Origin of the sequence: Mastigocladopsis repens PCC 10914 (assembly GCF_000315565.1) — a bacterium.
Classification (GTDB): domain Bacteria; phylum Cyanobacteriota; class Cyanobacteriia; order Cyanobacteriales; family Nostocaceae; genus Mastigocladopsis; species Mastigocladopsis repens.
Genome location: NZ_JH992900.1, coordinates 199,272 through 225,493 on the forward strand (window position 1 = coordinate 199,272; position 26,222 = coordinate 225,493).

Consider the following 26,222-nt stretch of genomic DNA (forward strand, 5'->3'; position numbering starts at 1 on the left):
ATGGAAACAGCAGATGTAATTGTGATTGGAAGTGGTCAAGGCGGAGTTCCACTCGCGGCTGACTTTGCCAAAGCAGGTCAGAACGTCGTTCTATTTGAGCGCGATGCGTTGGGCGGCAGTTGCATCAACTATGGCTGTACGCCTTCTAAAGCCTTTCTAGCGGCTGCCCATGCCGCAGGTCGTGCTCGACAAGCCACAAAGCTAGGTATACACGCGCAAGTTGAAGTTGATTTTTCTACAGTGATGGAGCGTGTGCGTAGCATTCGCAGCCAGTTTAACCAGGGTACCAAGCGGCGATTAGAGAGTGCAGGGGTTAGAGTTGTCTACGCTGAAGCTGCTTTCACCGGAGAGCGAACTGTAAGCGGAGGTGGTGTGACGGTGCAGGCTCCGATCATTGTTATCAATACAGGGACATCCTCCACCATTCCTGACATTCCTGGTTTAGCAGGAACGCCTTATCTCACCAACCGAAATTTCTTTGATTTGCAGCAGATTCCGCCCCGGTTGCTCGTGGTCGGCGGTGGCTATATTGCCCTAGAGTTAGGGCAAGGAATGGCGCGTTTAGGAAGCCAAACCGAATTGATTGTGCGGGGCGATCGCCTGCTGGCTCAAGAAGAATCCGATGTCAGTGCTGTGCTTTTGGATGCATTTAAGCAAGATGGAATTGGACTGCATTTCAATGTGACGGTTCAGCAGGTTGCTTACACGAACGGTGTGTTTACCCTAACGCTGAGTAATGGCGAAGTACTTGATGGAGAAGCATTGCTGATTGCAACTGGGCGCAAACCGAATACTGAGGCATTAAATACTGCGGTGACAGGCGTTGAATTAGATGCACAAGGGTTTATTAAAATCGATGATCAGTTTCAGACGACTCATTCTGGGATTTATGCCATCGGAGACGCTGCCAAGCAGCCTGCTTTTACCCATGTTTCTTGGGAAGACTATCGTCGCTTGAAAGCCATTCTGTGTGGCGAACACCGGACACGCAACGATCGGGTGTTAGGCTATGCTGTCTACACAGAGCCGCAAGTGGGCCGGGTAGGGATGACGCTAGAGCAGGCTCACAAACAGGGCATTGCTGCCCGTGAAGTCACCCTGCCTATGGCTCACATCGCCCGTAGCATTGAGTGGGGGCACGATCTGGGTTTCTACCGCATGGTCATCGACACCCACACGAATTTGATTTTAGGAGCAACGCTAGTTGGGTACGAAACGGCTGAACTCGTGCATGTCTTTTTGTCACTTATGGAAGCTAAAGCAACGTGGCAGGTACTCGAACAATCGGTTCACATTCACCCAACCTACGGTGAGGCATTGCCCAGTCTCGCAAGGCTACTCGTTGGAGATGATATGCCAACCTGTCCCAATATGTAAGAAAAGAGCAACCAATAACTACTAACTTGAACGTGAGTTCGACGAACAAAAAAGCTTAGAAAGGTTGCTATGTGGGAATTACAAAAATAGGATGAGGAAATAAATAACTCAAGTTTATTGACAATAGAGTCAAGAGTAGCCGCTGAAGAGCGCGTTCGCCCCTTTTATGAATTTGATTGAATTTGACACGATATCATTGTTCTTATATTTACTATTTACGCAGAAACTTTTTCGGAAAAATTCACCTGAGACATAACTTGTGTGCGTATTGAATTAGCAGCCTTCTCTACAATTTCTTCTCTATCAGAATCAGTAAGAAGTACTGCAAGTAGTGATTTGAGGGCTTCGCGGTTAGATATAAACTCTTCACCATATAAATCATCTTGCAGCAAAGTAGCTGACAAATGAGGTATTAATTCAGGCGTAGGAGATAGCAACCGCTCTTTAATGCGTGCCCTTGCAGTTTCTGTCGCTGAAAAAGTACCTATACCCAGATCCCATGTTTCAATTATTAGCCTGACTTCGAGGTTGAGAGATACACGTAGCGTTGATAAACGACCAAATAAAGTTTTGTTGAGCATTAAAGGTGCGAATGCGCTACCCCAATCCAAACCAGCGCCGATAGTGCAATTTGCTTCATCTTCGATGCAAACAGCATCTTCCAGCCATCCTTCACCAAAAAGTAAATCTATAGCCTCTTGGGTTGTTATTGACTCGTTTGCCTCAGAATTATCATTTTGCTGTTGGTGATTCATAAATTTTTACCTTATCAGCCCTTATCTTCGTCTCAATGCACCATATTCAAAATAGACCAAATTATCATAGTCTTCTTCAGGTCCGCAGTTAAACATGTTTTGTTTTTCGTAAAATCCTTCAGACCTTGGTAAGGAATGCAACCCAACTCTACCTTCATACCCTAACTCAACACTTCTAAGGAATTGCGAAATTTAATAGTGCTTGACCAACACCTTTGAATTGAGGCGGACGTTGAATTTCGATTCGGTTAGTCGGGGCAGTGGCAATGCCATCAACATAAACTAGCCTCTTACCAATATTCAACCGAGAACCGTGCATTTGTGTTTCTATTATCATTAATCCTTGAGTTTTGTTTTCGCACTCAACTGCATAACCTTCAAGGTTTTCTTGATTTGCAATATATCTTAATTTGAATATCCAGTCCCAGTATTTATCTTCTTGGCTAAACCGCCTTAATTTTTCTACCCAATTATTGACATAATCATCAACATGCCTTTGTCCTAAATCTACTAAATAGGCTTCAATAGGTGTGTTATCAACGCCCCTTTGTAATCCAATTTTTAGTTGCACATAAAACTCCTAATTCCTAATATTAATTATTTATTAAAATACCCATTTAATAAATTTAATTTAATGATTTTATTAGGATACTTATACCATAATATATTATATTGATTCATCCTTTTTACGCAGAGTTTCATAGCATTCAGGGAGAGTATTTTCTGGTTTTTCCATAGCAGTATACATTTCACTCTTCCGGTTAACATAAACCATGACTATATCCGTTTCAAGTTCATAGACTTCCACCATATTGTCTATTGCTTTTACATCTTCAGTATCTAAATCATATTGGTATATTCTTCTCAAGATAAATTGGCGGGGAATGTAATCAATTCTAGGTGATGAATTATCCAAAACAACAACCAAAACAATACCTGGGCGTTCTCAAGCAGGCACTCCCATCACAAATTGTGTTGTTTTGTAACAATTTTTCAAAATATGGACACAACTTAGCTGAAGTAAATGACAGCGTGACACCAAACATTTTACAATCAGCTTGCCGATATCAAAATTGATATCAAATGCCTGACCAAAAGTCCCCGCCAAGCGAAATGATTCGTGTGCCCGTTCCACTCATTGGGGTGGTTCGGCGACTATCCAAGCTACACAGGCAAGGGCATACAATTGCCTTGCTGCAAGCCTTAGAGGAATTACTAGGAGAATTTGATAGCAAAAATGATATCGATATAACAGCAGGCAGTAAATCAGTTAAACAGCTAGAGGAGAAGCTCTTGAAACTGGAATCCCATATTGCGGCTCAAGGCTCCTCGGTGGATACAAAACTAGAAGGGATCACCAAAAAGCTAGAGCTAATTGAGCGAGCGATATCTACGATCAGCTCCGCTAACGCCTCTGGGAGATTGGGCAACAACAAAGGGCGAAGACAAACAGCGTACCCGTACCAACAAACACAAGTTGAACTACAGCCTAGGACAAACGAAAGTCTTGCACCAAGACTTGGCATCACCCCCCAAGGCCTCATCGCTGAAAGAGAAAACAAGAGTGCCAAAGAATTTTTAAGTTGGTCTCGCAACCGTGACCCAATGAGTGTTGCTTGGGAATGGAAGGCTTCGGACGAACTATACCACCCCCAACGCTAGAGGCTCTCTCTCCCAATACTTGTCGGTCATGATTGATAGAATAAATTAGGATAAATTTTGAATATCAGCGCACAGTCGAAGACTATTTCCATCTTCTCAATAAAGCTGGATTTATTATTGAGGATCTGCGTGAAGCGCGTCCGCAACGCGAATACTTTCACGACGTGCAAACCTACGAACGGCGAAAGCGTATTCCACTGTTTTTGATTCTCGCAGCACGGAAGCTCACATAGCGCAAGGGTATGCCTGTACCTAGCCGAGCAGTTCAATAGACATCTCCGGAAAATAAATAATTCCTGGTAAAATCATATACAAATGTATTTTTACCAAACTATTGTGGGTTCTCTATTTGAGCATATTCAACATCATCCTCTAGATGCACAGCGTTTAATTGGTCTCAAGTATGAGCAATTAGAGCAACTTTTAGAACAAGCGAGAGAGGTGCATAACCAAAAACAAGTATCATCTGAGTCTAAAAAGGTAAGAATTATTGCGGGTGGAGGAGGTCGCAGACCTAAACTGTCGTTGGAAGAGCAAATAATTTTAACTTTGACATATCTCAGACATTTAACAACATTTCAATTGCTGGGCATCCAATTTGGGGTAAGTGAGACAACTGCAAACGATACATTCAATTATTGGTTTCCAATTCTAGGAGAATTATTACCACCAAGCCTACTTGAGCAGGTAAAAAAAAACTCAAGTGACTACCAAGTTGTTCAAGAAATTTTAACCGAGTTTGAGCTAATAGTAGATAGCTATGAACAGCCAAGAGAGCGGCCTGGGGAATATGAAGAGCAAAAAGAATATTACTCTGGCAAAAAGAAAAACCATACTATGAAAAATCAAATTATCGTTTTACCTGAGGGGAAAGATATTATTGATGTAGTAGCAGGAAAACCAGGAACAAAAAGTGACATCAATTTATTTCGGGAACATCAAAAAGGATTTGACCCCAATCAGAGGTTTCATGGTGACAAAGCATACGCAGGAGAAGAATCAATCAAGACCCCAACGAAAAAGCCAAAAAAACAAGAATTAACTCCGGAACAAAAAGAACGAAATAAAGAATTGGCCAAGGAACGAATATTTGTTGAACATTTAATTCGTGTCGTGAAAATATTCCGAGTAGCCCAAGAACGGTTTCGGTTAAATCCTAATAAATATGAACAAATAATTATGACTATTTGTGGACTTGTAAGACTCCGACTTGGAACCTTAGTTTTCTCATCATAAAAGAGCGGAATAATTCTCAAGTACAATTCCTGTACATAGCCACTTATTTTTGCCCTCTTCTTAATAAGAAACATCTCAAACCCTTATTGTTACGTGTTGTCTAGCTCACTTTTGGAATTGGCGATTGCGCGAAGCGCAGTGCCCCTTGGGCAATCGCACGCTAAAAGTCACTTCGGCAAACAATTTGAGTATTTTCGGAGATGTCTAATGAAATCACGTCCAAGCCTAGGCTCGTAAACACTTAGAGGCATCTATTCAAGACGTTGTAGCTTTTCATGTCTGAGCAATTGAATCAGTTTTCTCATTTACCCCTACGTTTAAAATACTCAAAGCTTCGCTTGAGCCGTCTTTTTACTAGCCAAATATTGCTCAATAGCCTCTCGGATTAAATCTGGCACAGTGCAATTTTCTTGAGCAGCCAAATTTTTTAGTTGATGCTTCATTTCTGGATACATCAATACTTTCACCTGTTCTGATAGCGGCTCTTCCCTACCATAGCTAAAGCGATACTTGGTTCCAAAATCAGGATTGCCCCCAGGTCTCGCCATTCATCTAACACCTCAAACAACATTCTGATTATAGTTCTAAAAAGCATGGACATTAATGTCATGCTAGTTGTTTCTTAATTGAGCCTCTCCCCGAAAATCGTGATCTTGAGATTCGGACTTAGCTTTTCGCCCTTATTAGCTATCTTCTTTGCTTTTGTGCAATTATCGCCAGTTTTGGAAACTAAATGAAGTTTGATGATACCACTATCTCTTCGTTCATTTTACTGTATAATTCAAAACTAATAGCAAAGTACCTCACTATTTTTGAATAAGTTTATTACAAAGAAAATGGGAAAAGCAGATGGATAAGCCCCTTGACAGTCTTGCCACAACCAGCGATCCTGTAGCTCCCATGGTCACTGCAAATGTCATAGTTGAAATTTTTCCTAGCGACGAGCTCACTGATGGGGAATTGCGCCTGCGCCTAGAGCTAGAACGTCAGGTAGAAAGTGCATTTTACGAAGCTGGTAAGGCTTTACGGGAACTGCGGGATAAGCGGCTCTATCGCTCTACTCACAAGACATTTGAGGAATATTGTAAAGATAGGTTTGGATTTGAGCGCCGTCATCCATATCGACTGATTGATGGTGCTGATATTGTTGATAATCTTATCCAAATGTGTCCCAATGGGACACAAATTCTTCCTACCAGTGAACGCCAAGTCAGACCACTAACCAAACTGGAAAGAGAAGAACAGCGTCAAGCATGGCAGATGGCTGTGGAGCAAGCAGGTGGTAAAGTACCAACAGGTAACATTGTTAAAGATATTGTGCAACGTATTAGAGAAAGAACGAAAGTGCCAAATCCTTACCACGTGGGGGAAGTTTGTCAAATTCTTCCCAAAGATAATCCTGAACTTAAAGGGAAAAGCGGTTGTTGGTGCATTGTGACTTATGTGGCCGATTATAGTTGTACAGTAACGACCTGGGATTGCGAGTATGTTGTGAAATTAGAACACTTAAAGTCATTTGGATTACCTGGAAGAAGAATGCACTTTTATGCAACAGTTATGTTTGCGCCTTAAGAAACTTCACCAAGTAGGCAATCTAGATACTGCTGCTTATTGGATACTACATGGAATGGGAAAGCTGTTAGCACCTTATCTGACACCATTACAAGAAAAGTTGTTGAATGTTTTGGAGATTGAGTACGGGACCAAGTGATAAAAACCCATATCCTGGGTGAAGCTTTTTACAACTACTTGGCGTATTGCTTGGTGTAGATATTTGGCACAGTAGTTAACATGAGCAATTATGGGTGCCGCTATAGTAAAAGCCAAGGCTAAGCAACTATCTCAGTTAGCCCCTAACCCTACTGTTATAGTTTCTGGAACACTTCCATGTGGGGAGATGTTTTTGAGGATGTTTGCACTTGGAACGATAGCTGTCATGATGCTACTTTCGAGATTTCCCGGACACGTTCTGACAAACCAGAAGTAATTTGGGCAACCTCGGTTCGGGAATCTGTGTCAACCCAGATTTTTTCCCAATTAAACAGCCACCGGGTAAGAACACGTCCTAAATCCACTAGTTCGGCACAAGAGTCAACATCAATATCCACAAATTCCGGTACAATCCACTCGATATAATATCGACTCTCGCGCATTAGGCTAACAACTGTATCTGAGTCTGTGCCAGTTAAGATTAGCGATTGAATTTGGTCTAGGTGCGCTGCTAAGTCGTTTAACCGAGTCGGAATATCCTTCAGTTGAAAGCGTTTTTGATTTAGCGTTACTGTGTTCATGTTTCTCCCCCCAAAAACTCGATGATAATTTGGGCAACCCGTTCTCTTATGGTAGCGTCGAGTATTTCCATTGACCTGTTTTGGCGCGGACGAAGGTTGACCATAGAGTCAAAGGTCATTTTAGTAGTCGAGGGCATATACGCCGCAGCCCAGATATCTTGCTGTCTACTCCCGCAATCGAGTAAAACTTGCAAAGCAGTCATAATGCATTTCGCCACCACCAGCCAGGACACGACGCTCAATGTCAACCACCACTTTTATGTAAAATTTATGCTCACTCAGCATTTGCTCTATTTGTTCTGGAGTGGCTCGCTGTCCGATGATAACAATCAAATAAAATTCTCCTCGTCGCTCTAATGGTTTATCTGCACTGCGTTAGCCAATGCAAGTGGTAAGTTGTATTATCCAATTTCAGCTAAAGCATACAGGTGACGCAAGGTTGAATTAATAAAAAATAAAAGGCTAAAATTACCTTTTTTTACGCAATGCATGAGAAGTCCCGATACGCCCGACGTGGTGGATGTACTTTGCAGTTGTCGCAGGCGATGCATGGCCCAAATCTGCTTGCAAGTCAAAATCAGAAGCTCCATTTTTCTTAGCAAGCGTCGCATGGGTATGGCGTAGAAAGTGGGCAGAGAACTTAATTCCAGCAAAATCAGAAATTTCCTCCATCATCCGCCGCAACCCTCGGTCGCTTAGAGGTTTACCCCTATCTCGCCGACTAGGACTGGGGAACACCGGCTCATCATTCCTTGCATCCCCACGATACTCCAATATTACAGCACTCGTTTCGGGGTCTAAGGTAATAGTACGGACTTTGTTCCTTTTTCCCGTCACAGTTAATAGTAGACAGTCCCCATCTTCCCTAAATTGTCGCCAAAATAAACCAGGCGTAACTATCTTCCTACCATCATCAGAAGTTTGACGTGCAATTTCCCCCGCCCTAACTCCACTGTAAAAGACCAGAGTAAACAGCAGCCAATGCATCTTATTCGTTTTATGTTCTTTATCAACTGCAATTGCAGCTTTTTCCAACTTGGCAATTTCGCGTTCCGATAAGATGCGCTCTGCGAGCTTATCATCCCACTGTATACTTAAGTCCTTACCCAAGTCTACGGCAAAATAACCAATAGAAGCTCTAGTCCCCCACTCCCACAAACTTTTTATCGCCGCAGTGTACTTGGCAATCGCATTTTTACTAAGTCCATAGCTATCCTTCTTCCCCCGCACAGGTTTTGAATCCTGTAACCAAGCAATATATGTATGAAGGTGAAACAACGTACAATAGCGCAAATCGGATATCCCAAACCGCGACTGCATAAAGTCAACAAGTTCATAACCGATTTGACGATACGCGCGTTGCGTTTGTTCACTTTTAATAGTAACAGAGCGCACCCACAACTCAATTAACTGCTCGGTCGTACTTATCCGCTGACGGTTAGGAAAGTAATAATCTGCAAGAGCAATGCGGGCATCATCTAGTGGCGAAGTCACGAGTTCCACTTCAAGTGGTTTCGCGTAGAAAAGGGGTAAATTTTCGTCAGACACTGGGCGCACTCCTTACGGATAATAACGATGCCGAGAACTATAATTAGAAACGCACTGGTGGAAGAGAGTCCGGATGGTGTAAGCGCAACTGCTGCCGAAATTGAAGCTTTGAAAGCTCAAATCGCCGCCCTGGAAGAGAAAGTGAATATTCCTTCTGCGACCAAAACGGAAGTACATACCCTCCAGGAGCGGTTAAATCAATTGCGGGTGGGGATTTCAAATGAAATTAAGAAGGATAGGGAGCAACTTGCTTCTTTAACGCTGGCGATCTCCCGACTTGAAAGCCAAATTGAACAGCTAATACCTTCCTTAAATCTTCAAGTGGATGGCGAAGGTAATGCCGACAGTGATAGCGACTGGCTTTTTGGGGAAGACTCAGGCAGTTTGGGAGGAGAAGATGTTGAGGGTTTCTGAAACTGGCTTCGGCAATTGCACGAACACTACTTCCGAAAACATTCAAAAGTTTTAATCACAAACAAGGTAACAAACGCAAATACTATTCCAAATCCCAAACTAATAGTTGCAGACACCACAGGAGAAAGCCAAGGTTCTGGAACCCCTAACTGCGATATTACTAAACCTACAGGATACTTAGCCGCTTCCTTGGGATTTGCTGCACCAGGAAATTGCCCAGCAATGGAAGCAACAAAAGAACTAACAGCCAAACCTACACCAAAAATTGCAATGGTACTTTGGAAAGTGCGATCGCGTTCCGAGCTTTCTATCTCAGTTACCCCACGAATTGCATTAATCAAGTCAGTTAATAATATCACACCAACATTCAAGCTTTCATAGTCATTTTTAACTTGTTCTAAATATTTGAGTCTTATTTCTTCAATAAATTTCTGGAGAAATTCCAAATTCCGAGGGGTTTGTAAATTAGTAATTTTTTGTTTGATGGTTTCTAGTTGTTTTTCAATTAGTGGCTGTAGTAAGTCAAAATCAATAGAATCTTGCTGTGTATTTAACTTTTGCTGAATTATAGCTAGCCGTCTTTCATAATTGAGGAGATTAATTTCAATGGTACGTTTTTGAGTAGCAAGGTAGTTTAGGTTAACAGAATAACGCCAAAGTGTTTCCTGAGCATTAACTAAAGTTTGACGCAGTTTGTTTAAATCTAACTTACCAGACTTGGCTTTGTTAAAGTCCTTTTGGTATTGCTGGATAGCAACAAAATCATCGCGTAATTTATTTTTCAAATACTGACTTTGAGCATAAGCCCAGAGAATTTTACTGCGATAAGCAAACAAACGCAGCCAGTCAAAGTTAAATTCAGAAGCTTTCCTGGCAGTTTTGGCATCTGGATAAATAGCAATAATAACATAGTGATTATCCTGAATATCTTGAATATTGAAAGTATTTTGTAACTCAGATGGTATATGCAAGCGGTAATTGTAAAACTCAAATAACATTCCCCCAAGGAATGGACTTTTACCAGTAAATTCCAAATTCACATTTAAACTACGTGCGCTTACTTTACTGCATTCTTGAGCGATAATTTCTGCTTTATCTGGAGTAAAATTCGAGAGTTGTCCCGATAGCATCCATACCTGTCCAATGGTGCTGTGGGTATTGGCTAATCTGTTTTCTATTTCCGCTTTTAGATTACCAAAACAACTAATAGGCAAAGCCTCATTTTTACCCTGCTGCACATTTCCCAAGGAATGCTCAACAGAACAGTCTAACAGTAATCCGTAACTATCCCCCAAGCGCACTGGGTAATACCAACCCTTCAAACTATGCTGTTTTGTACTGCTGTCAAAGGTTTCTCTACCTCGGTTCCCCAAAAGTTCAACATATTCAGCTTCTATAGCATCTCGTTGTTTGAGTAAAGGGTGAAGTCGTTCGGGAAATCTGCGTAAAAAATATTCCTGATTAGCAGTTATGTCTGCGTTGTTGTCTCCCAACCCATCCCGCAGGTCATAGATAAATAAATCCAAGGTAGGATAAATAAGTTCACTCATAAAGTTGATGCTATCAGGAGTTTTGTTGTTTCGGGAGCCAGTTTTGCAGACGCTTGAGAAAACTTAGCTTTTTCGCTGCTTTGTCTGGGTCTTTCCTGGTTAATACATTAATTGTTACATTCAAAATCTCATCACTTTCGCGATCTGGTTCTCCTTCAAAGTAGCCGAAAGTCGTAGGCTGGTTATTATCACTGATTAATTCTGTTTCTAATTCCTTCTGGGTAGGCATTTGCGCTGAAGGAATATTACCGCTAACTGACTGTAATTGAGTTAAGGCTGTTTGATAATTTTGATACAGAGCCGGGTTTGCCTCAATGGTTGCAATTAATCCTTCTTTAATAAAATCCCAGTCATCGGGGTCAAGGTATAGTTGGGAAGCAGTGGTTTCCAAAGCTTCTTTTTCATCTGGAGTAAGAGGGGTTGGTAATTGTTCTAAGGCGATGAGCAGAGCTAGTAAAGTGATTTTAGGTGGTTCAGCCATAGAATTAACCAAATAAGCTATAGTCTTAAATAATACTAGCGCTAAACAAAAATCATGCTGCGACAGGCTCTAGTCGTTGGTATAAATAATTATCCTGGGTTGCAAAATCTGAAGACTCCTGCTGGCGATGCCGAGCTAATTGCAAGTTTACTCCAAAAACATGGTGGTTTTCAGGTTGTAAAACGACTACCTGTAAAAGATAATCAAGGATTGCTGAGTGTTGATGAAAACCCATCTCCACAGCAGTTAGTTACTGCGACAACACTCCAAGAAGCGATCGCAGAACTTTTTAATCCCCAAGGCAATGATGTACCAGATACCGCTTTACTTTACTTTGCTGGTCACGGACTGCGAAATGATAAAGGTATAATAGAAAGTTTTTTAGCAACTAGTAATGCCAACCCACGGAAAGATGTTTGGGGTGTGTCGTTAAATTGGTTACAGCGAATTTTAAAATCAAGTCCGGTAAAGGAACAAATTATTTGGCTTGACTGCTGCTATGGTGGCGAGTTACTCAACGGGCAATTTCTTAATTTTGATGAAGCAAACCCTGGTGAACGGGGAAAAGGACGCGATCGCTGTTTTATTGCAGCTTGTGGTGATGCATCTGTTGCTTATGGAAATGCAGAACACGGTATTTTGACTAGTCTTTTATTAAAAGGTTTAGACCCACAACGCTATGAAGTTAGTCGGTGGATTAATAACTACAGTTTGACTGATTTTATTATTCAACAACTAGAAAATGATGAGAAATTACGAACCTTTCCTCAGCGTCCGTCATACAACAATTCGGGGGGAGAGATAAAACTGATCCAAGGAGCTAAACAATGTAAGGTAGTAGTTTTCAATCATTTACAAAATAATATTTGCCCCTATAAAGGATTGGCTGCTTTTGAATTTAATGATGAAGACCCAAAATATTTTTATGGACGGACTGCACTGACTGATGAATTGCTAGAAAAATTAAGACGAGGTAACTTTCTAGCCGTGATGGGAGCATCAGGTTGTGGGAAATCTTCAGTAGTGAAAGCTGGGCTACTTTATCAATTAAAGTTAGGGCAAAGATTGTCTGGTAGCAATGAATGGAAAATTCTGCCTGTCATTCGACCTGGACATAATCCGTTGTACTCTTTAGCAGAGGCGTTTACTGGCAAAGATAGCAAAAAAATGCTTATTCAGTTTCTAGAAAAAGAGCTTAGAGATAATGGTGCTGACAGATTACAAGATTTTATTGCTGAAGACATTGAAAAGTATAGTCGGGTTGTATTAGTAGTTGACCAGTTTGAGGAAGTTTTTACCCTCTGCCAAGATATTAAGGAAAGACAGCAATTTTTTGACTGTTTGTTGAGTGCAGTGGAAAGCTCTAATAATCAGCTATGTTTGGTAATTACGATCAGAGCAGATTTTGTTGGTGAGTGTGCAGCATATCCCAAATTAGCCAAACAAATTCAGCAAGATTTGGTCACGGTAACTCCTATGACAACAGAGGAATTAACCGAAGCGATTAAAGAACCTGCATCACAAGTTGGCTTAGGCTTGGAAGAAACATTAGTAATCCAGATGATTGCTGATGTCCAAAAATCCCCTGGAAGTTTACCACTATTGCAGTTTACCCTAATGGAACTCTGGGAAAAGCGCAATATTAATACTACCGGAAATACAGAATCTAATTCTCAACTATTAACCTTGCACGCTTACCAAAAAATGGGTGGTGTAATGGGGGCACTAAATCGTCACGCCCAACAAATTTACAATTATACAGATTATAAGTCAGCATCCCCTTCACAAAAACGCCAACCTCAAGAGCAAGAATTGATTCGGCGAATTTTCTTAAAGTTGCTACGAACTGGTGAAGGAGTTAAAGATACTCGCCAACCACAACCAAAAACTAAATTAATGGCAATTGCGGGAGAGGATTTGCTACAACAGGAAGCATTAAGCCAACTAATAGAAGAATTAATAAAATGGCGATTGTTAGTAACATCAGAAGTAGAAATTTCGTCCAGTGAATCTTCAGAACATATCCAAATAATTGACCTGAACCATGAAGCATTGATGTCAGGATGGGAAGAGTTTGCACAATGGCGAGAGAAATACAGACAAATACTTAGGTTACGCGATCGCGTAGATGATGCCTTGCGAGTATGGGATGCCAATGGCAATAAGGATGAAGATTTAATGATGGGGGGGCTGTTAGCGAAAGTTAGAGAAAATTGGTTAGATTTCCAGATGGAAATCGATGCGACAGCAAAGGAGTTTTATCAATATAGTGATGATTATGATCAAGAGCAGAGTTATGTACAAAAAAATTGGCGAGAGAATTTTTTAGAAAATCAATTAGCATATAATACTCCAGATTTTTTACCTCAAAACCTATCATCGCAATCTGAGCTTCAAAGAAGAGTTATTATTTCTTTTACCGGAACCAATCTATTAACTAATCAAATTGATATAAATTCAGACAATCGAGAATTAATAAATAAAATAATCAGAATTTCTAATTTTACTTTTGAAGAAGTGTACAAGTATTGTCCAGAGGCTTTAGATATTATCGATATACTTAAAGAACGGGCTGATAAAAAACTCAAGAATGGAGATATTCAGACTATTAGAAGAATTAGCAGCGAACTCAACTTTATTTATGCATTTTATGAGCAAAACCTAGAGCAAGGAAAAAATGATACACACTTTTTGATAACCGGAGATACTGCTTTAGGTCATACAACATCGGATATTATTCGCGAATTCCTACTAAAAAAAGGATTTAATATTGGAGTTTATAATCCATCTGGTTTTTCGATGATGAATTATGCTACTTTTGCTGGAGGAATAAATCAACTTTTTAAGTGGTTTGGTGAAACGATTCCAGGATTTAAAGAGAGAGGATATAAAGTATATTTTAACTTAGTTGGTGCTCCTAGAACATTACAAGCATATATGGATATTATTGGAATGTTATATGCTGACGAACTAATCTATATTTTTGAAGGAATGAAATCGAATCTGATTAACCTTCCTAAAATTCCAATACAGATTAATACATCCTTTATTCAACCTGTTGAATTTGCTTTAATGGAAGTAGGAAGTATACCTGTCTCAGAAGTAAATCATGTACCTGACATCTTTATAGATGTAATAGAGAATGAAGCGGTAATGTCAGAATTAGGAAAATTAATTTGGAAAGAGTGTAAAAATCTTTTCTTGTCTGGGGATTTATTACCATTTTCATTTTTAGCTTATAATTATTCTTTTAGAAAGGACTATAACGCAATAAGAAATCCGAAAGATAGAGTTAGATTAAATGAAACATTGGCTAAAGTAGCTTACTTACTTAAAAAATTCAATGGCGATACTAATGTATTGAGAAAAGATCCAGGTTTGCACTACCAAAAGTTACTCAATAAATCAGGTATTGATTATTTTCGTGTTAGCCAAGGTTTACGTATTAGTTGTAAGTTCATAAATGGAACTTTAGAATTACGAAGATATGGAAATCACGATATCTTGGAAGAGAGATAGTTAGTTAATACAATTGCTATGTCTAGAAATTTTTCAGAAAAACTATACCACCGTTTTGTAGTTATAATCTATATCTAAATAAAAACATTTAACTTCAAGCTGTTCACATGAGTCGAGATGCTTTGGTTGTAGGAATCAACAAATATCCTTTTCTCAAAGATTTAACGGGTAGTTATAAGCATCTTAAAACCCCTGCTTCCGACGCGGAAGCGATCGCGCAATTATTGGAGCAATACGGAGAATTTCAGGTACAAAGACTGCCTGCTGTTAATCAGGATGGTAAGCTGCGAGTTAATCCACAGCAGAGTGTCAAGTTAGAAGAATTGAAAAAGGCAATTACTAATTTATTTCATCCACAAAGTGGTCAAGTCCCAGAGACAGCAATACTATTTTTTGCAGGACATGGTTTACATAAAAGTGGGGATGGTAGTACAGAAGGTTATTTAGCAACAAGTGATGCCAGTCCCAGGAAAGAATTATGGGGTTTGTCCCTGAGGTGGTTGCGTCAAATGTTACATAATAGTCCAGTACGGCAGCAGATTATTTGGCTAGATTGCTGTTACAGTGGCGAGTTATTCAATTTTGCTGAGATAGATTTAGGAGAATTTGAGAAGGGAAGAGATAGATGTTTTATTGTCGCTTCTAGAGATTTCCAAGTTGCTTATGCACAAGCTCAAGGGGAGCATGGGGTTCTTAGTGGCGCTTTGTTGCAAGGACTTAATCCAACATTACAATCTGATAAATGGGTTACTAATTATACTTTAGTTGATTTTGTCAAAGAGGCTTTAAAGGAAGCACCACAGCACCCAATCTGCAAAAATTCTGGTGGTCAAATCATCCTCACGGGTACGCAGTCCGTTATTTCCAGCGTTTGCCCCTATAAAGGATTAGCTTACTTTGATTTTAATGAGGAAGATCCAAAGTATTTTTACGGTCGAGAATTACTAACAAAGCAACTTGTAGAGAAAGTCCGTCAAAGCAACTTTCTTGCTGTGTTAGGAGCATCAGGAATCGGTAAGTCTTCCGTTGTAAGAGCCGGACTACTGTATCAGCTGAAGTTAGGGGAGATTTTACCAGGAAGCGACAGATGGAAAATTTACGAACCATTTACCCCAGGTGAGCATCCTCTCGAAAGTTTAGAGCAGCTAATTGGTGTAAGACCTGACCAACTACAAGCTTTGATTCAGGCTGCTACTGATAGACAAGTGCTAGTAGTAGATCAATTTGAGGAAGTTTTTACTCAATGTCAGGATGATGCAGAACGACAAAACTTTTTTGAGTGTCTTCTAGGAGCAGTGGAAGGCTTAGGAAATAAACTTTGTTTGCTGCTGGTAATGCGCGCGGATTTCCAGGGTAAGTGTGCAGAGCAGGAATATAAGGGACTAATTAGCAAAATTGACCAAAATCTAATTAGAGTTATGCCCATGAACCAAGAAGAGTTGAAGGAGGTTATTATTAAACCTGCCGAACAAGTAGGTATAGAAGTTGAGCGTGAGTTAGTTACTAGGATAGTCGAAGATTTTGAAGGAGCATCCAGTAACTTACCTCTATTACAGTATGTTTTAAAAGAATTGTGGCAACAGAAAACCTTAAATAGATTAACTTTATCTGAGTATACCCGCCTTGGTGGGGTGAAAAAAACTTTGGAAAAACAAGCTAATAAAATTTATGAATCTTTACTACCAGACGAGCAATTAGTTGCTAAACGTATTTTTTTACAAATGATCAATATAGGAGAGGGGACAGATGATACTCGCAGGTCTGTCTCTAAAGGTAACTTAGTTATAAAACAGCAATCAGAATCTCTAGTTAATTTAGTAATTGAACGTTTTGCCAAAGTAGGTTTGTTAATAACTTATGAACAAGAAATTAATCACAAGCGTGTAGCATTGGTAGAGATTGCCCATGAAGCATTGATTCGACATTGGTCATTATTACGCCAATGGGTCAATAAAAATCGCGAAATGCTCATGAGAAAACAAGATATTGAAGATGCTGCCAAGCAATGGCAAGATCAAGACAAACCTCTAGATTCAGGATATCTACTACGAGGTCAAAGATTATTCGATGCAGTAGATTTACTCAATAGTGATAGGAATATAGATGTTTTTTCTCTATCATCTCTAAGTCAAGAGTTTATTGAAGTTAGCACAAAAGAATGGGAGCGAGAAAAAACCCAAGAAAAACTACAGAACGAAGCACCAAAACTAATTGATTTAGTCAAAGCTGAACCAGTAGAAGGCTTAGTCAAAATTATTCAATGCACTGGTCAAAGTTTAGATAAATTATCGTGTCAGGTTCTCAGCCCAGTTCAGGATAGTCTCAAAAGAGCAATAGAAATAGTTTTTGAAAAAAATATTTGTCAGGGTGACAAAACTGAGGTGAGAGCAGTTGCTATTGTTCCTGATACTAATTTAGTTATCAGTGGCGGTTTAGAAGGCAGCGTGCGGGTTTGGGACTTAAAAGGGAATTTATTTTGCAAGTCTTTGGAGCATGGATGTGCCGTAAATTCCGTTGCTATTAGCGCCGACGCAAAATATATTGTTGTCGGTTGCGTGGATGGGAAAGTGTGGGTGTGGCAAAATTGGATGCAAAATCCTCGTAGTCATACTTTCCAGAGTCATGAAGGTGAAGTCAGGTCTGTTAGTATTAGCCAAAATAGTCAATACATTGTTACTGGTGGTGATGACAAACTTGTCAAGTTGTGGGATTTAAATGGGAAGATTCAAAATATTTTCGAGGGGCATGAAGGTCGGGTAATGTCCGTTGCTATTAGCCAGGATCATCAATATATTATCAGTGGAGGTGGTGAGTTTGACCATACTGTACGGTTGTGGCATAGGCAAGACCCTAATAAATTCCATATCTTCGAGGGGCACAAAGAGAGAGTCAATGCTGTTGCTTTTAGCCCAAATGGTGAGTATGTTGTTACTGGCAGTAATGATAAAACTGCTCGGTTGTGGAATCTTCAAGGAGAGTCTTTAATTGTTTTTCCAGGACATAGATGGTATATCAATTCAGTAGCTTTTAGTCACGATGGCAAAAATATTGCTAGTGGAAGTGCTGAAGGTGTTTTACTCGTGTGGGATCTCAATGGTAAGGAAATATGTAAATTGTCGGATGGACTAGAGGGGAGCATAAAATCTATCGCTTTCAGTCCAGATAATCAGTTCCTTGTTAGTGGTAATTGGGATGGGAAACAAAGTAAAACATTAAGAATATGGGATCTAAATAAATATCCAATCAGCCAAACTTTTATTGGGCATGAAAACGAGATTTGCTCAGTCGCCTTTAGTCTAGATAGTCAGTACTTTGTTAGTGGTAGTTCAGATAAAACCATTCGAGTATGGAAGTGGAAAGAAAACCAGATTTATAATCTAGTGCTAAGCCATGAACAAAGAGTGAATGCAATTGCATTGAGTTGCATTGGTCAAGATCCAGACAAACAGTATATTCTTAGTGGAAGCAGCGATCGGAGTTTGCGCCTGTGGAACCTGAAGGGAGATTTAATTTGGCAACTAGCAACAACAGACTCTGTCTATTCTGTCGCCTTTAGTCAAAACGGTAATTACATTGTGAGTGGTACTCATGACGGGTCTGTAATGGTTTGCGATCTCCAAGACCGTAAAATTATGGAAACGTTGAAGATACATGATGGTGCTGTGACAACCGTCGCCTTCAGTCAAGATAACCTTTACGTTGTCAGTGGCGGTGGAGATTGTACTGTACAAGTGTGGGATTTAAAGAGTAATCAGATTGGCAACCGATTGCGAAAACATGACGATGCTGTAAATAAAGTTGCTTTCACCAAAGACAATTTTGTAATTAGTGGTAGTTGGGATGGAACTGTGCGTTTATGGGATTTGGAAGGAGAAGAAATTTCTCAATTGCTACCACCGAAAAATAGAGATTGGGTACATTCAGTTGCTTTCAGCCCTGATGGTCAATACATTGTTACTGGTAGTCTGCATGGATCATTGCGTTTGTGGGATAACCAGGGAATCCAAATTGGTGATCCCTTCCCAGCCCATACAGATGCTGTCAGAGCGATCGCCTTTAGTCCGGATGGGCAGTACATTGTCAGTGGCAGCTGGGATAATACAGTCAGAATTTGGGGTATAGGAAATTGGCAGACTTGGCTGGAAGTAGCGTGCAATAGATTACGCTACCATCCAGTCTTGCAAAATCCTGAAACAGAAGTAGCCAAACAAGCCTGTGAAGTCTGTCGTCAGTATATTTGGGAAAGTGAATAAAACAGTAGTGATCGCACTCACTACTCTCAAAAATACAACTTTTACATTTTAGTTATAATCTACACATTCAATTACAATACTTATTTTAATATTGCCCACATGAGCCGAGATGCTTTAGTTGTAGGAATCAACAAATACCCTTTCCTTAAAGATTCAACAGGTAACTATAAGCATCTCACGACCCCTGCCACTGACGCAGAAGCGATCGCCCAACTTTTAGAAAACCACGGTGACTTCCGAGTTAAACGGTTTCCTAACATCATAATTGATGAACGACTACAAGTAGATCCAAACACAACCGTTGAAGCAGGTACGTTGAAACAAGCTATAGCTGACCTATTTTTACCAAAAAGTACAAAAATACCAGAAACAGCACTACTCTTTTTTGCAGGGCATGGAATCAGAGAGGATTTGAACGGTTTAATAGAAGGTTTCTTAGCAACCAGTGATGTCAATCCTAGAAAAAGTCAATGGGGTGTATCTCTGCAATGGTTATGGAAAACATTACAGCAAAGTAAAGTACCACAACAAATTGTCTGGCTAGATTGCTGCTTTAGTGGAGAACTACTTAACTTCAACGATACTGAACTTAGAAGCCATAGTTCAGGATGCGATCGCTTTTTGATTGCTGCATCCCGTGACTATGGAGTAGCCTATCAGCAGTTAGATGGTAAACACGGGGTATTTACAGGCGCACTTCTAGGAGAGCGATTTTTTTCGGGGGAGATGGGACTGGCAATGCGGTAAGATGACCCAATGACCGATTCTGAGAAACTTGTCATCTATCAGCTTCATATTTTTATCCTGGACATCAGTCCAATGATTTGGCGTAGGGTCAAAATCCGCAGTGACAGTACAATCGCCGATTTGCACTACATGATCCAGATAGTAATGGGGTGGACGGATTCCCACTTACATCGTTTCATAATTCACGGTAAGGATTACGGGATTGCTCAAATTGGGGGAATGTGGTTTTCTGACGACCCTAAAGTTGTCAAATTATCAGATTTTAGCTGGAGAATGCGAGAACGTTTTTTATACGAATATGACTTCGGTGATAACGGGGTCTTATACCATTTCACGAAAAGCCTGATACAAATAAAGCATCAAGAATAAAATCCCAACCTGTAATAGAAGCAACGATTGATGTGTTTAATTGTTCCAATCGCTTCCAAATAAATTCTCTTAATTCATCTAAAGTTGAGAAGCTTTCCCAAGTTAAATGCCTTTTAACCTCCTCCCACAATCTTTCAATTGGATTAACTTGAGGTGTATGCGGAGGCTGAAATAACAAAACTATATTTTCTGGTAGTTTGAGATGCTGACTAAAATGAAACGCTCCATTATCTAACTGAAGAATATGTATATCTTGAGAATAAGTCTCTGAGAATTTTTCTAAAAAAATATTGAAACAAGCTGTATTTAAATGAGAGAATTCCCAAATAAAATGCTCTCCAGTTAATGGTTCTACTAATCCATATAAATAAAAATTATCCCGCTTCCATTGCATAATGCCGATGGGCTTGACTCCTTTTGTCGTAATTAATCTCCCAGGTTCAGTCTTCAACCCCACACGGGTTTCGTCTCCACACCAATATCTAATTTTTTTTTGTTTATCGACTGGTGCTATGATGTGTTTTTTAATTACTTCTAGGTATTGTGGCAGTTTTTTTTAAATTCCAATTCTGCTTCACTATCGTATTTGACACCTACGGCTCGCGGTACTTTTAGCTTCGCTTTCATTTGATAGCGCACTGTGTCGTGTACTACTTTATATGATGCTTCTATCCCTTCCACTGCTTTTAACCAAGTTCGTATTTCTTCATAACTTTTAAATCCCTGTGGCTGTTGAAGTTCTCTGTCTAGCTGCTCTCTTGCTTGTAAGTTAATCATTGGCGGTCTTCCTGGACTCTTTTTCGTTGACAATAAACCTTTTATTCCTGATTCGGTATAGTCCTTCAACCATCTTTGTACCGTTACCCTTGCTCTCCCTAGCACCACCGCTACATCCTGTATTGTTTTTACATGACCTATTTTCAGCAAATACAACGCTTGAATCCGTTCACGACTTGATACTATTTTTTGTTTTCTCAGCAGTTCCTGTAATTCTTCTGCTGACTCATATATTTCTACTTTGGTGACTCCAGCCATCTTTGCTCGTTGATATTTATTCCTTCTTTATCTGTATCATAGTTTTAGTGAATTGGTATTACAACCAAGCAGCAGCATCTACTCCAAGCAGCATGGAATAATTCAAATTAGCACAATCATCGGTAACAACCTTTATTTCAGGAAAGGAAATATCAGCCAAATTATCTTCAATTGGGAAGAAGAGATAGAGCAAGGAAATCTTACTCCACTTCAAGACGCGCCATCCCTAAAAAACCTAATTTATCAAGAAATAGCAACCGAACTAGAGGGTAGAAATAAACTTGCCTACTGCGATGTGATTCCCGAACAAGCAGCAAAGAGTCAACCAATACCAGAAAACATTCATTCAGCAGTCAATAATGCACTTATTCAATTAGGAATAAATCAATTATACTTCCACCAAATTCAAGCATGGGAAGCATACAATCAATCATCAGATATAATTCTCGAAACTCCAACAAGTAGTGGCAAATCAATATCATTCCTACTTCCAGTTATTCACGAATGTCTCAAAGGCAATTCATGCATCATTTTCTTTAACCTTAAAGCCCTAGCATTTGACCAAGAGGAGAAAATAAAGGAGTTCATCAACCTCTTACCAGAGTCTATTCGCCCTGCAATTCTCAATATTAATGGCGATACTCCAGCTCAAGAGCGTAAAAAACTCTATACACATAAACCTTCGATTATTTGTGTCACACCCGATGTTTGGAATCATGAACTTACCAACTACCAATTTGATAACTACAACTTCATTGAAACACTACGCAAAATTTCCATCATTGTAGTAGATGAAGCTCACTTCTACAGCGGAATCTTCGGTGCGAACTTTGCTCTACTCAACCGCCGCACCCAACTAATGATAGAAACAGCTGGAGGTAATTTATCTAAAGTCAAGTATATTTACGCCTCAGCTACTATCAACAACAGTCAAGAGATAGCCCAAAAGATTTCCAATCGCAGAGAAAATATTACGGTAATTAACCAAAATGATGCAAGAAAAGCTGAAACCACTTTTATCAGTCTTAAACCCCAGAACAGTATCCTGTACACAACTGCTCAAATAGCAGCTTTACTCGTCAGTAAAGATGTAGTAGGAATCTGCTTTTGCGACAGTCGGGAAATGGTCAAAGCCCTAACCCAAACTATCCGCAAAATATTAAGCGAAAATGGGTTGTCTCACCTCAAAAATACTATTTCTGCATTTTACGCCAACTTGAAAAACAACCAAAGGAGAAAAATAATTGCAGATATCAAATCCGGAGAAGTCAAATTCATTGTCTCAACGTCTGCCCTCGAAGCTGGGTTAGACCTGGGATGTATAGATGCTGTTCTCATTTGCGGGTATCCTGGTAGTATCTTATCCTTCCGCCAAAGAGCGGGTCGTGCTGGCAGAAAAGAAGAAGGACTGGTGGTATTTATCCCCTCCAGACAATCAATCTTGGACTCGTACTACTCGAAACATCCCGACCGACTGTTAACCGATCCGCCGGAGGTCATCAATTTTAATCCGAATTTTGAAAATCTACTCACGTGGCATATCTTAGCTTGCTGTAAGGAATCACGCCCGACAATCAATCAAATTATCAGGCATTTCGGGCAATCAGGACTTGCGATCGCAAACCAACTCATAAATGAAAATAAGCTGGTATACAGCTTCAACAGCAAGCTAGCGTGCGCCCGCCATCTGGGTTACATACACGGCGATATCAAAATTAGGGGGAGTAGGAACAACAACATCAACTACATAAATACCTCAAACGGAGAGGAATTTGAACAAAGCGCAATTAACACTGCCTTAAGAGAGGTATACCCTGATGCAATTTATACAGCCCAAGATTTTGATGGCAACCCTGTCTGGTATAAATCATCAGAGTTAAAAATCAAAGAGGGACAAGCTTTCCTCAAGCCTATCGGACAAACAAACTTATTCACACGCCCTCAAGGAGTCATTAAATTTGAGGAGGTTAAAACTACTAGCGAAGCAAAGTCAATCAAACTACCGAGGGGAGTGATAGAACTCACACCTAAAATATGTAAAATATCTGAGTCGGTAATCGGATACAAAATATACAATCGGGAATCAAGATGGACTTGTCCAAATCGAGATTGTAGAAACCACAATCAATCTCTAGCAAGTAAGTTAGAAAACTGTCTCATATGCAACAGTCAACTCACAGAAAGAGACATAATCCAGCTAGTAGAAGAAGTGCCATATAAGGAAGCTTTTACTATTAGTTATTCTACAAGTTGTCTGCAAGTTACAATCGACCGACAAGCAAAAATTTTCTTCAAATCAAAAGTAGACAAGTTTCGGTCAGAAATCAAGAATCAGAAGTACGTCTCCAGGGAGGAAAGAGAGTTATTTGAATACAACGAAACCGAGATTTGCATCCACAGTCTAGCACATCAACTTATGCTAGCATTACCACTAGTCGAACATGGAGCCAGCAGTAAGGATATCGACTTTATACTCCATGAAGAACCAACCCAACCTAACTCATTCGGCTACTTCTTTGATACAGTTGAAGGAGGAACCGGAATGTGCGATACGCTGTTTCAATATTTGGAAAAAGCTGTATTCAAGGCAAAATTCTTAGTGGAACATTGTCCATGTAAGCATGGATGTTCCAATTGTACTGTTATCTACAGATGTCCAGATGACAATACAGCCATCTCCAAACAAGTTGGATTATTCATACTCCAAGATTTAATCCAAGAACAGGTACAAACTCTCTAAAAAACAGTCCTGCCTTATTCATAAGGTAGGACTAGTGATAATAAATCTAATACTAACCAACATAAATCAAACCACTACTAGTAACTAACGTTGACTAAAACTAAAAGTATTTTGGTTAGTATGATGTACGTAGAATTAGTTCCTGACTGCGAGCAATCTCCTCAAAAATTCCAAATTGTCCATGCGCCAACATATTTACTTTTAGAGATAAATTATCAGTTAGGTGATTATATTCCTGCATCAGAAGTTTATCTAATAGTTAATCATGCAGTCAATTTAGGGTATCAAGTGAAAATCAGCCCGATTTTCAAGAAAGAGAAAATTCAATATCCTTTACCTGCTATCAGCGATGAACTAGCTGATTTAATGATTGATTATCCATCAGATTTAAAAATGCGAACCAATGGAATGGTTTTTGAGCAAAGAGCATATTTAATGTCTAAAGTTCACCATGAAGTATGCCAAACCATTGAATCAAAAAGCCTCCTCAAAGAAGCCGAGTATTGGCTGGTAAATTATGCCCGAGAAGTTATGACCCAAGAGTGTAACTACCTGCCAGACATACTTACCAAGCTTGATAATCCCGTTGTTAGATCAATGGCAATAAATACTCTTATGATCTGGCAACCTAACTGGAAAAAAGCTATCTCCCAGCACGCAGGAAGCAAGTTTGAAGCAGGTAACAATGAGTTCGAGGTCATCAGCTACTATCACAATCAAGAGAAAAAGGGGAGGGAGGGAGTCATGGTATTGTGCAGGGTCACAAAAACCATGAATAACTACCCCGAATTCCCTATATTCCCCCTCTATGCAAACTGCACTCTTGGAACTTATCAAGTGGAAAATGCTCTTAATCAAAGATTAGCTTAAAACAGTGAACAGTGAACAGTGACCAGTGACGCCAGCGGGCTGGTGGGGGATTTAAACCCGCCACTAACGCTTTCCACCAATTGGTGGGGGACTTAAACATGCGCGCATGAAACTGATAACTGATAACTGGTAACTGGTAACTGGTAACTGAAAAAGTATCGACTATCAGGAAATAATTTCACAACCAGCCATCAAAGACTGCATCCGAGAGTTGGAAGAAGTACTACCCAAAATCATAGAAACTGCTGAAAATGCAATAAATACTACCAGCAATTCTCACCAAACAAGACAAGTACAACAGCGAGAATTACCTAAAGATTATCAAAAAGCCGAATCTAACAAAAAACAACTTTCACTTTTCTAAATAATTATGAATTACATCGCCATTATTGAAGGGCAGCAAGTACCTATCCCAGAGGAAACAGCAATCAGTGACGAAAAGCTAAAATTAGCAATCACTACCTATTTCCCAGAGTACGCGAATGCCGAAATCACCAGACATACTCAAGGAGATACAACCGAAATAAGGCTAATTAAACGCGCTGGAACTAAGGGCAATTGTATCACCGAACTCAAGTTAGCATCCGAACAAATTAACCCGGCATTTGAATTAGCCTGGGATTTGAAACTTCTAGAAATCAAAAATCAACTAACCCTGGAAGTTTTGATTGATATGCAGGGAAAAATAAACCAAACAATCAAAACAGGAGAAAGCTGGGAAACATACATCGACAAAGTTTTTAGCTCTCTCAGGCAACAACCCCCTGTACCTAGCAATTATCCCGTACTCTAGCTTTTGGCTTAGAACTCATCCCTATTTCAACTCCGACGGAATGTGTTTCTTAAGAGGGGAGAAAGCCGTAGCCGTCGGCTACCGCTTTCTCCCCCTAATAAATAATTATCATTTTTGTTACCTGTATATTTTATTTTTTGGAAGTCCTTAGAAGCGAACTTTACCTGAACAAGTTGTCAAAATTGACGAGTTGTTGCAGGCGTTTGCTGATGCTTGCGAATATACGAACAGGATGGTTAAACCAGGGTTGACTAACGAGCAGGCAATGCAGTCGTTGGTCTACAACGATGTGATACCAATTCACTAAAACTATGATACAGATAAAGAAGGAATAAATATCAACGAGCAAAGATGGCTGGAGTCACCAAAGTAGAAATATATGAGTCAGCAGAAGAATTACAGGAACTGCTGAGAAAACAAAAAATAGTATCAAGTCGTGAACGGATTCAAGCGTTGTATTTGCTGAAAATAGGTCATGTAAAAACAATACAGGATGTAGCGGTGGTGCTAGGGAGAGCAAGGGTAACGGTACAAAGATGGTTGAAGGACTATACCGAATCAGGAATAAAAGGTTTATTGTCA

22 protein-coding genes and 2 pseudogenes are annotated in these 26,222 nt (G+C 39.9%); 13 read left to right on the forward strand and 11 right to left on the reverse strand.

Annotated features, from left to right (window positions below):
• Complete coding sequence (locus MAS10914_RS0101150; RefSeq protein WP_017314078.1) at window positions 1-1,377, forward strand: dihydrolipoyl dehydrogenase family protein; 1,377 nt, start codon at window positions 1-3, stop codon at window positions 1,375-1,377.
• Between the two features lie 215 nt (window positions 1,378-1,592).
• Here the strand turns inward: MAS10914_RS0101150 and MAS10914_RS0101155 are convergent, their stop codons facing one another.
• From MAS10914_RS0101155 to MAS10914_RS0101165, 3 genes and pseudogenes are all read right to left on the reverse strand, one after another.
• Window positions 1,593-2,132 (reverse strand): hypothetical protein, encoded by a 540-nt coding sequence (locus MAS10914_RS0101155; RefSeq protein WP_017314079.1) that lies wholly within the window; start codon window positions 2,130-2,132, stop codon window positions 1,593-1,595.
• Window positions 2,133-2,153: 21 nt separating this feature from the next.
• A pseudogene (locus MAS10914_RS31390) lies at window positions 2,154-2,703 on the reverse strand (GNAT family N-acetyltransferase).
• 96 nt (window positions 2,704-2,799) lie between these two features.
• On the reverse strand, window positions 2,800-3,060 hold the full coding sequence (locus tag MAS10914_RS0101165; RefSeq protein WP_156818060.1) for a hypothetical protein: 261 nt from the start codon (window positions 3,058-3,060) through the stop codon (window positions 2,800-2,802).
• A 155-nt stretch (window positions 3,061-3,215) separates the two neighbouring features.
• Between MAS10914_RS0101165 and MAS10914_RS0101175 the strand changes: the two genes are divergently transcribed.
• Together MAS10914_RS0101175 and MAS10914_RS0101180 are read left to right on the forward strand one after the other, a co-directional pair.
• Window positions 3,216-3,794, forward strand: coding sequence for a hypothetical protein (locus tag MAS10914_RS0101175; protein WP_017314083.1), 579 nt, complete (start codon window positions 3,216-3,218; stop codon window positions 3,792-3,794).
• A gap of 315 nt (window positions 3,795-4,109) precedes the next feature.
• Window positions 4,110-5,030 (forward strand): IS5/IS1182 family transposase, encoded by a 921-nt coding sequence (locus tag MAS10914_RS0101180; RefSeq protein WP_017314084.1) that lies wholly within the window; start codon window positions 4,110-4,112, stop codon window positions 5,028-5,030.
• A 326-nt stretch (window positions 5,031-5,356) separates the two neighbouring features.
• Here MAS10914_RS0101180 and MAS10914_RS0101185 read toward each other — a convergent pair whose 3' ends face one another.
• On the reverse strand, window positions 5,357-5,578 hold the full coding sequence (locus MAS10914_RS0101185; protein ID WP_017314085.1) for a ribbon-helix-helix domain-containing protein: 222 nt from the start codon (window positions 5,576-5,578) through the stop codon (window positions 5,357-5,359).
• Between the two features lie 301 nt (window positions 5,579-5,879).
• Between MAS10914_RS0101185 and MAS10914_RS31915 the strand changes: the two genes are divergently transcribed.
• Entirely contained in the window at window positions 5,880-6,602 is a 723-nt protein-coding gene (locus MAS10914_RS31915; protein WP_332248784.1) for a hypothetical protein, read from the forward strand.
• Between the two features lie 362 nt (window positions 6,603-6,964).
• On the opposite strand, the gene MAS10914_RS0101195 is transcribed toward MAS10914_RS31915, so the two are convergent.
• The 3 genes and pseudogenes from MAS10914_RS0101195 to MAS10914_RS0101205 all read right to left on the reverse strand — a co-directional run bounded on the left by MAS10914_RS0101195 (window position 6,965) and on the right by MAS10914_RS0101205 (window position 8,869).
• A complete protein-coding gene (locus MAS10914_RS0101195) occupies window positions 6,965-7,321 on the reverse strand; it encodes a hypothetical protein (RefSeq protein WP_017314086.1) in 357 nt (118 codons plus the stop codon).
• Window positions 7,318-7,606 (reverse strand): annotated as a pseudogene (locus MAS10914_RS31395) (DUF5674 family protein). The gene MAS10914_RS0101195 and the pseudogene MAS10914_RS31395 overlap by 4 nt, the downstream one beginning before the upstream one ends.
• 183 nt (window positions 7,607-7,789) lie before the next feature.
• Window positions 7,790-8,869, reverse strand: coding sequence for a tyrosine-type recombinase/integrase (locus tag MAS10914_RS0101205; protein ID WP_017314087.1), 1,080 nt, complete (start codon window positions 8,867-8,869; stop codon window positions 7,790-7,792).
• Between the two features lie 27 nt (window positions 8,870-8,896).
• Between MAS10914_RS0101205 and MAS10914_RS29260 the strand changes: the two genes are divergently transcribed.
• Complete coding sequence (locus MAS10914_RS29260) at window positions 8,897-9,283, forward strand: hypothetical protein (protein WP_232224076.1); 387 nt, start codon at window positions 8,897-8,899, stop codon at window positions 9,281-9,283.
• A 26-nt stretch (window positions 9,284-9,309) separates the two neighbouring features.
• Here the strand turns inward: MAS10914_RS29260 and MAS10914_RS0101215 are convergent, their stop codons facing one another.
• Together MAS10914_RS0101215 and MAS10914_RS0101220 are read right to left on the reverse strand one after the other, a co-directional pair.
• Entirely contained in the window at window positions 9,310-10,833 is a 1,524-nt protein-coding gene (locus MAS10914_RS0101215) for a GumC domain-containing protein (protein WP_017314089.1), read from the reverse strand.
• A gap of 13 nt (window positions 10,834-10,846) precedes the next feature.
• Complete coding sequence (locus tag MAS10914_RS0101220; protein ID WP_017314090.1) at window positions 10,847-11,314, reverse strand: hypothetical protein; 468 nt, start codon at window positions 11,312-11,314, stop codon at window positions 10,847-10,849.
• Window positions 11,315-11,368: 54 nt separating this feature from the next.
• Here MAS10914_RS0101220 and MAS10914_RS31920 point away from each other — a divergent pair, with 54 nt between their 5' ends.
• From MAS10914_RS31920 to MAS10914_RS0101240, 4 genes are all read left to right on the forward strand, one after another.
• Window positions 11,369-14,833, forward strand: coding sequence for an nSTAND1 domain-containing NTPase (locus tag MAS10914_RS31920; RefSeq protein ID WP_017314091.1), 3,465 nt, complete (start codon window positions 11,369-11,371; stop codon window positions 14,831-14,833).
• 107 nt (window positions 14,834-14,940) lie between these two features.
• The gene (locus MAS10914_RS33800; RefSeq protein ID WP_017314092.1) at window positions 14,941-19,086 is read left to right on the forward strand and encodes an nSTAND1 domain-containing NTPase; all 4,146 of its coding nucleotides are present in this window, start codon (window positions 14,941-14,943) and stop codon (window positions 19,084-19,086) included.
• A 99-nt stretch (window positions 19,087-19,185) separates the two neighbouring features.
• Window positions 19,186-19,833 carry a caspase family protein gene (locus MAS10914_RS0101235; protein ID WP_017314093.1) on the forward strand — a complete coding sequence of 216 codons (648 nt, stop codon included), beginning with the start codon at window positions 19,186-19,188 and terminating at the stop codon, window positions 19,831-19,833.
• Window positions 19,834-19,842: 9 nt separating this feature from the next.
• Window positions 19,843-20,202, forward strand: coding sequence for a plasmid pRiA4b ORF-3 family protein (locus MAS10914_RS0101240; RefSeq protein WP_017314094.1), 360 nt, complete (start codon window positions 19,843-19,845; stop codon window positions 20,200-20,202).
• Here the strand turns inward: MAS10914_RS0101240 and MAS10914_RS0101245 are convergent.
• Complete coding sequence (locus tag MAS10914_RS0101245; RefSeq protein ID WP_332248790.1) at window positions 20,165-20,752, reverse strand: IS630 family transposase; 588 nt, start codon at window positions 20,750-20,752, stop codon at window positions 20,165-20,167. The two genes, MAS10914_RS0101240 and MAS10914_RS0101245, sit on opposite strands and share 38 nt — an antisense overlap.
• Window positions 20,737-21,237, reverse strand: a complete 501-nt coding sequence (locus MAS10914_RS0101250; protein WP_017314015.1) for a helix-turn-helix domain-containing protein — start codon at window positions 21,235-21,237, stop codon at window positions 20,737-20,739. Before MAS10914_RS0101250 ends, MAS10914_RS0101245 begins: the two co-directional genes overlap by 16 nt.
• Window positions 21,238-21,289: 52 nt before the next feature.
• Between MAS10914_RS0101250 and MAS10914_RS32430 the strand changes: the two genes are divergently transcribed.
• From MAS10914_RS32430 to MAS10914_RS0101275, 4 genes are all read left to right on the forward strand, one after another.
• Window positions 21,290-23,977, forward strand: a complete 2,688-nt coding sequence (locus MAS10914_RS32430) for a DEAD/DEAH box helicase (protein WP_017314096.1) — start codon at window positions 21,290-21,292, stop codon at window positions 23,975-23,977.
• Window positions 23,978-24,067: 90 nt separating this feature from the next.
• Window positions 24,068-24,847 (forward strand): hypothetical protein, encoded by a 780-nt coding sequence (locus MAS10914_RS0101260; RefSeq protein ID WP_232224077.1) that lies wholly within the window; start codon window positions 24,068-24,070, stop codon window positions 24,845-24,847.
• Between the two features lie 370 nt (window positions 24,848-25,217).
• The gene (locus MAS10914_RS0101270; protein WP_017314099.1) at window positions 25,218-25,640 is read left to right on the forward strand and encodes a hypothetical protein; all 423 of its coding nucleotides are present in this window, start codon (window positions 25,218-25,220) and stop codon (window positions 25,638-25,640) included.
• Between the two features lie 351 nt (window positions 25,641-25,991).
• Window positions 25,992-26,222: helix-turn-helix domain-containing protein (locus MAS10914_RS0101275; protein ID WP_017314100.1), on the forward strand; the 231-nt coding region annotated here is incomplete at its 3' end.

What these genes read in the sequence shown, in the direction of transcription:
- MAS10914_RS0101150 (WP_017314078.1), top strand. Translation starts at nt 1, where the DNA reads ATGGAAACAGCAGATGTAATTGTGATTGGAAGTGGTCAAGGCGGAGTT.
- MAS10914_RS0101155 (WP_017314079.1), bottom strand. Translation starts at nt 2,132, where the DNA reads ATGAATCACCAACAGCAAAATGATAATTCTGAGGCAAACGAGTCAATA.
- MAS10914_RS0101175 (WP_017314083.1), top strand. Translation starts at nt 3,216, where the DNA reads ATGCCTGACCAAAAGTCCCCGCCAAGCGAAATGATTCGTGTGCCCGTT.
- MAS10914_RS0101180 (WP_017314084.1), top strand. Translation starts at nt 4,110, where the DNA reads ATGTATTTTTACCAAACTATTGTGGGTTCTCTATTTGAGCATATTCAA.
- MAS10914_RS0101185 (WP_017314085.1), bottom strand. Translation starts at nt 5,578, where the DNA reads ATGGCGAGACCTGGGGGCAATCCTGATTTTGGAACCAAGTATCGCTTT.
- MAS10914_RS31915 (WP_332248784.1), top strand. Translation starts at nt 5,880, where the DNA reads ATGGATAAGCCCCTTGACAGTCTTGCCACAACCAGCGATCCTGTAGCT.
- MAS10914_RS0101195 (WP_017314086.1), bottom strand. Translation starts at nt 7,321, where the DNA reads ATGAACACAGTAACGCTAAATCAAAAACGCTTTCAACTGAAGGATATT.
- MAS10914_RS29260 (WP_232224076.1), top strand. Translation starts at nt 8,897, where the DNA reads ATGCCGAGAACTATAATTAGAAACGCACTGGTGGAAGAGAGTCCGGAT.
- MAS10914_RS0101215 (WP_017314089.1), bottom strand. Translation starts at nt 10,833, where the DNA reads ATGAGTGAACTTATTTATCCTACCTTGGATTTATTTATCTATGACCTG.
- MAS10914_RS0101220 (WP_017314090.1), bottom strand. Translation starts at nt 11,314, where the DNA reads ATGGCTGAACCACCTAAAATCACTTTACTAGCTCTGCTCATCGCCTTA.
- MAS10914_RS31920 (WP_017314091.1), top strand. Translation starts at nt 11,369, where the DNA reads ATGCTGCGACAGGCTCTAGTCGTTGGTATAAATAATTATCCTGGGTTG.
- MAS10914_RS33800 (WP_017314092.1), top strand. Translation starts at nt 14,941, where the DNA reads ATGAGTCGAGATGCTTTGGTTGTAGGAATCAACAAATATCCTTTTCTC.
- MAS10914_RS0101235 (WP_017314093.1), top strand. Translation starts at nt 19,186, where the DNA reads ATGAGCCGAGATGCTTTAGTTGTAGGAATCAACAAATACCCTTTCCTT.
- MAS10914_RS0101240 (WP_017314094.1), top strand. Translation starts at nt 19,843, where the DNA reads ATGACCGATTCTGAGAAACTTGTCATCTATCAGCTTCATATTTTTATC.
- MAS10914_RS0101250 (WP_017314015.1), bottom strand. Translation starts at nt 21,237, where the DNA reads ATGGCTGGAGTCACCAAAGTAGAAATATATGAGTCAGCAGAAGAATTA.
- MAS10914_RS0101270 (WP_017314099.1), top strand. Translation starts at nt 25,218, where the DNA reads ATGAATTACATCGCCATTATTGAAGGGCAGCAAGTACCTATCCCAGAG.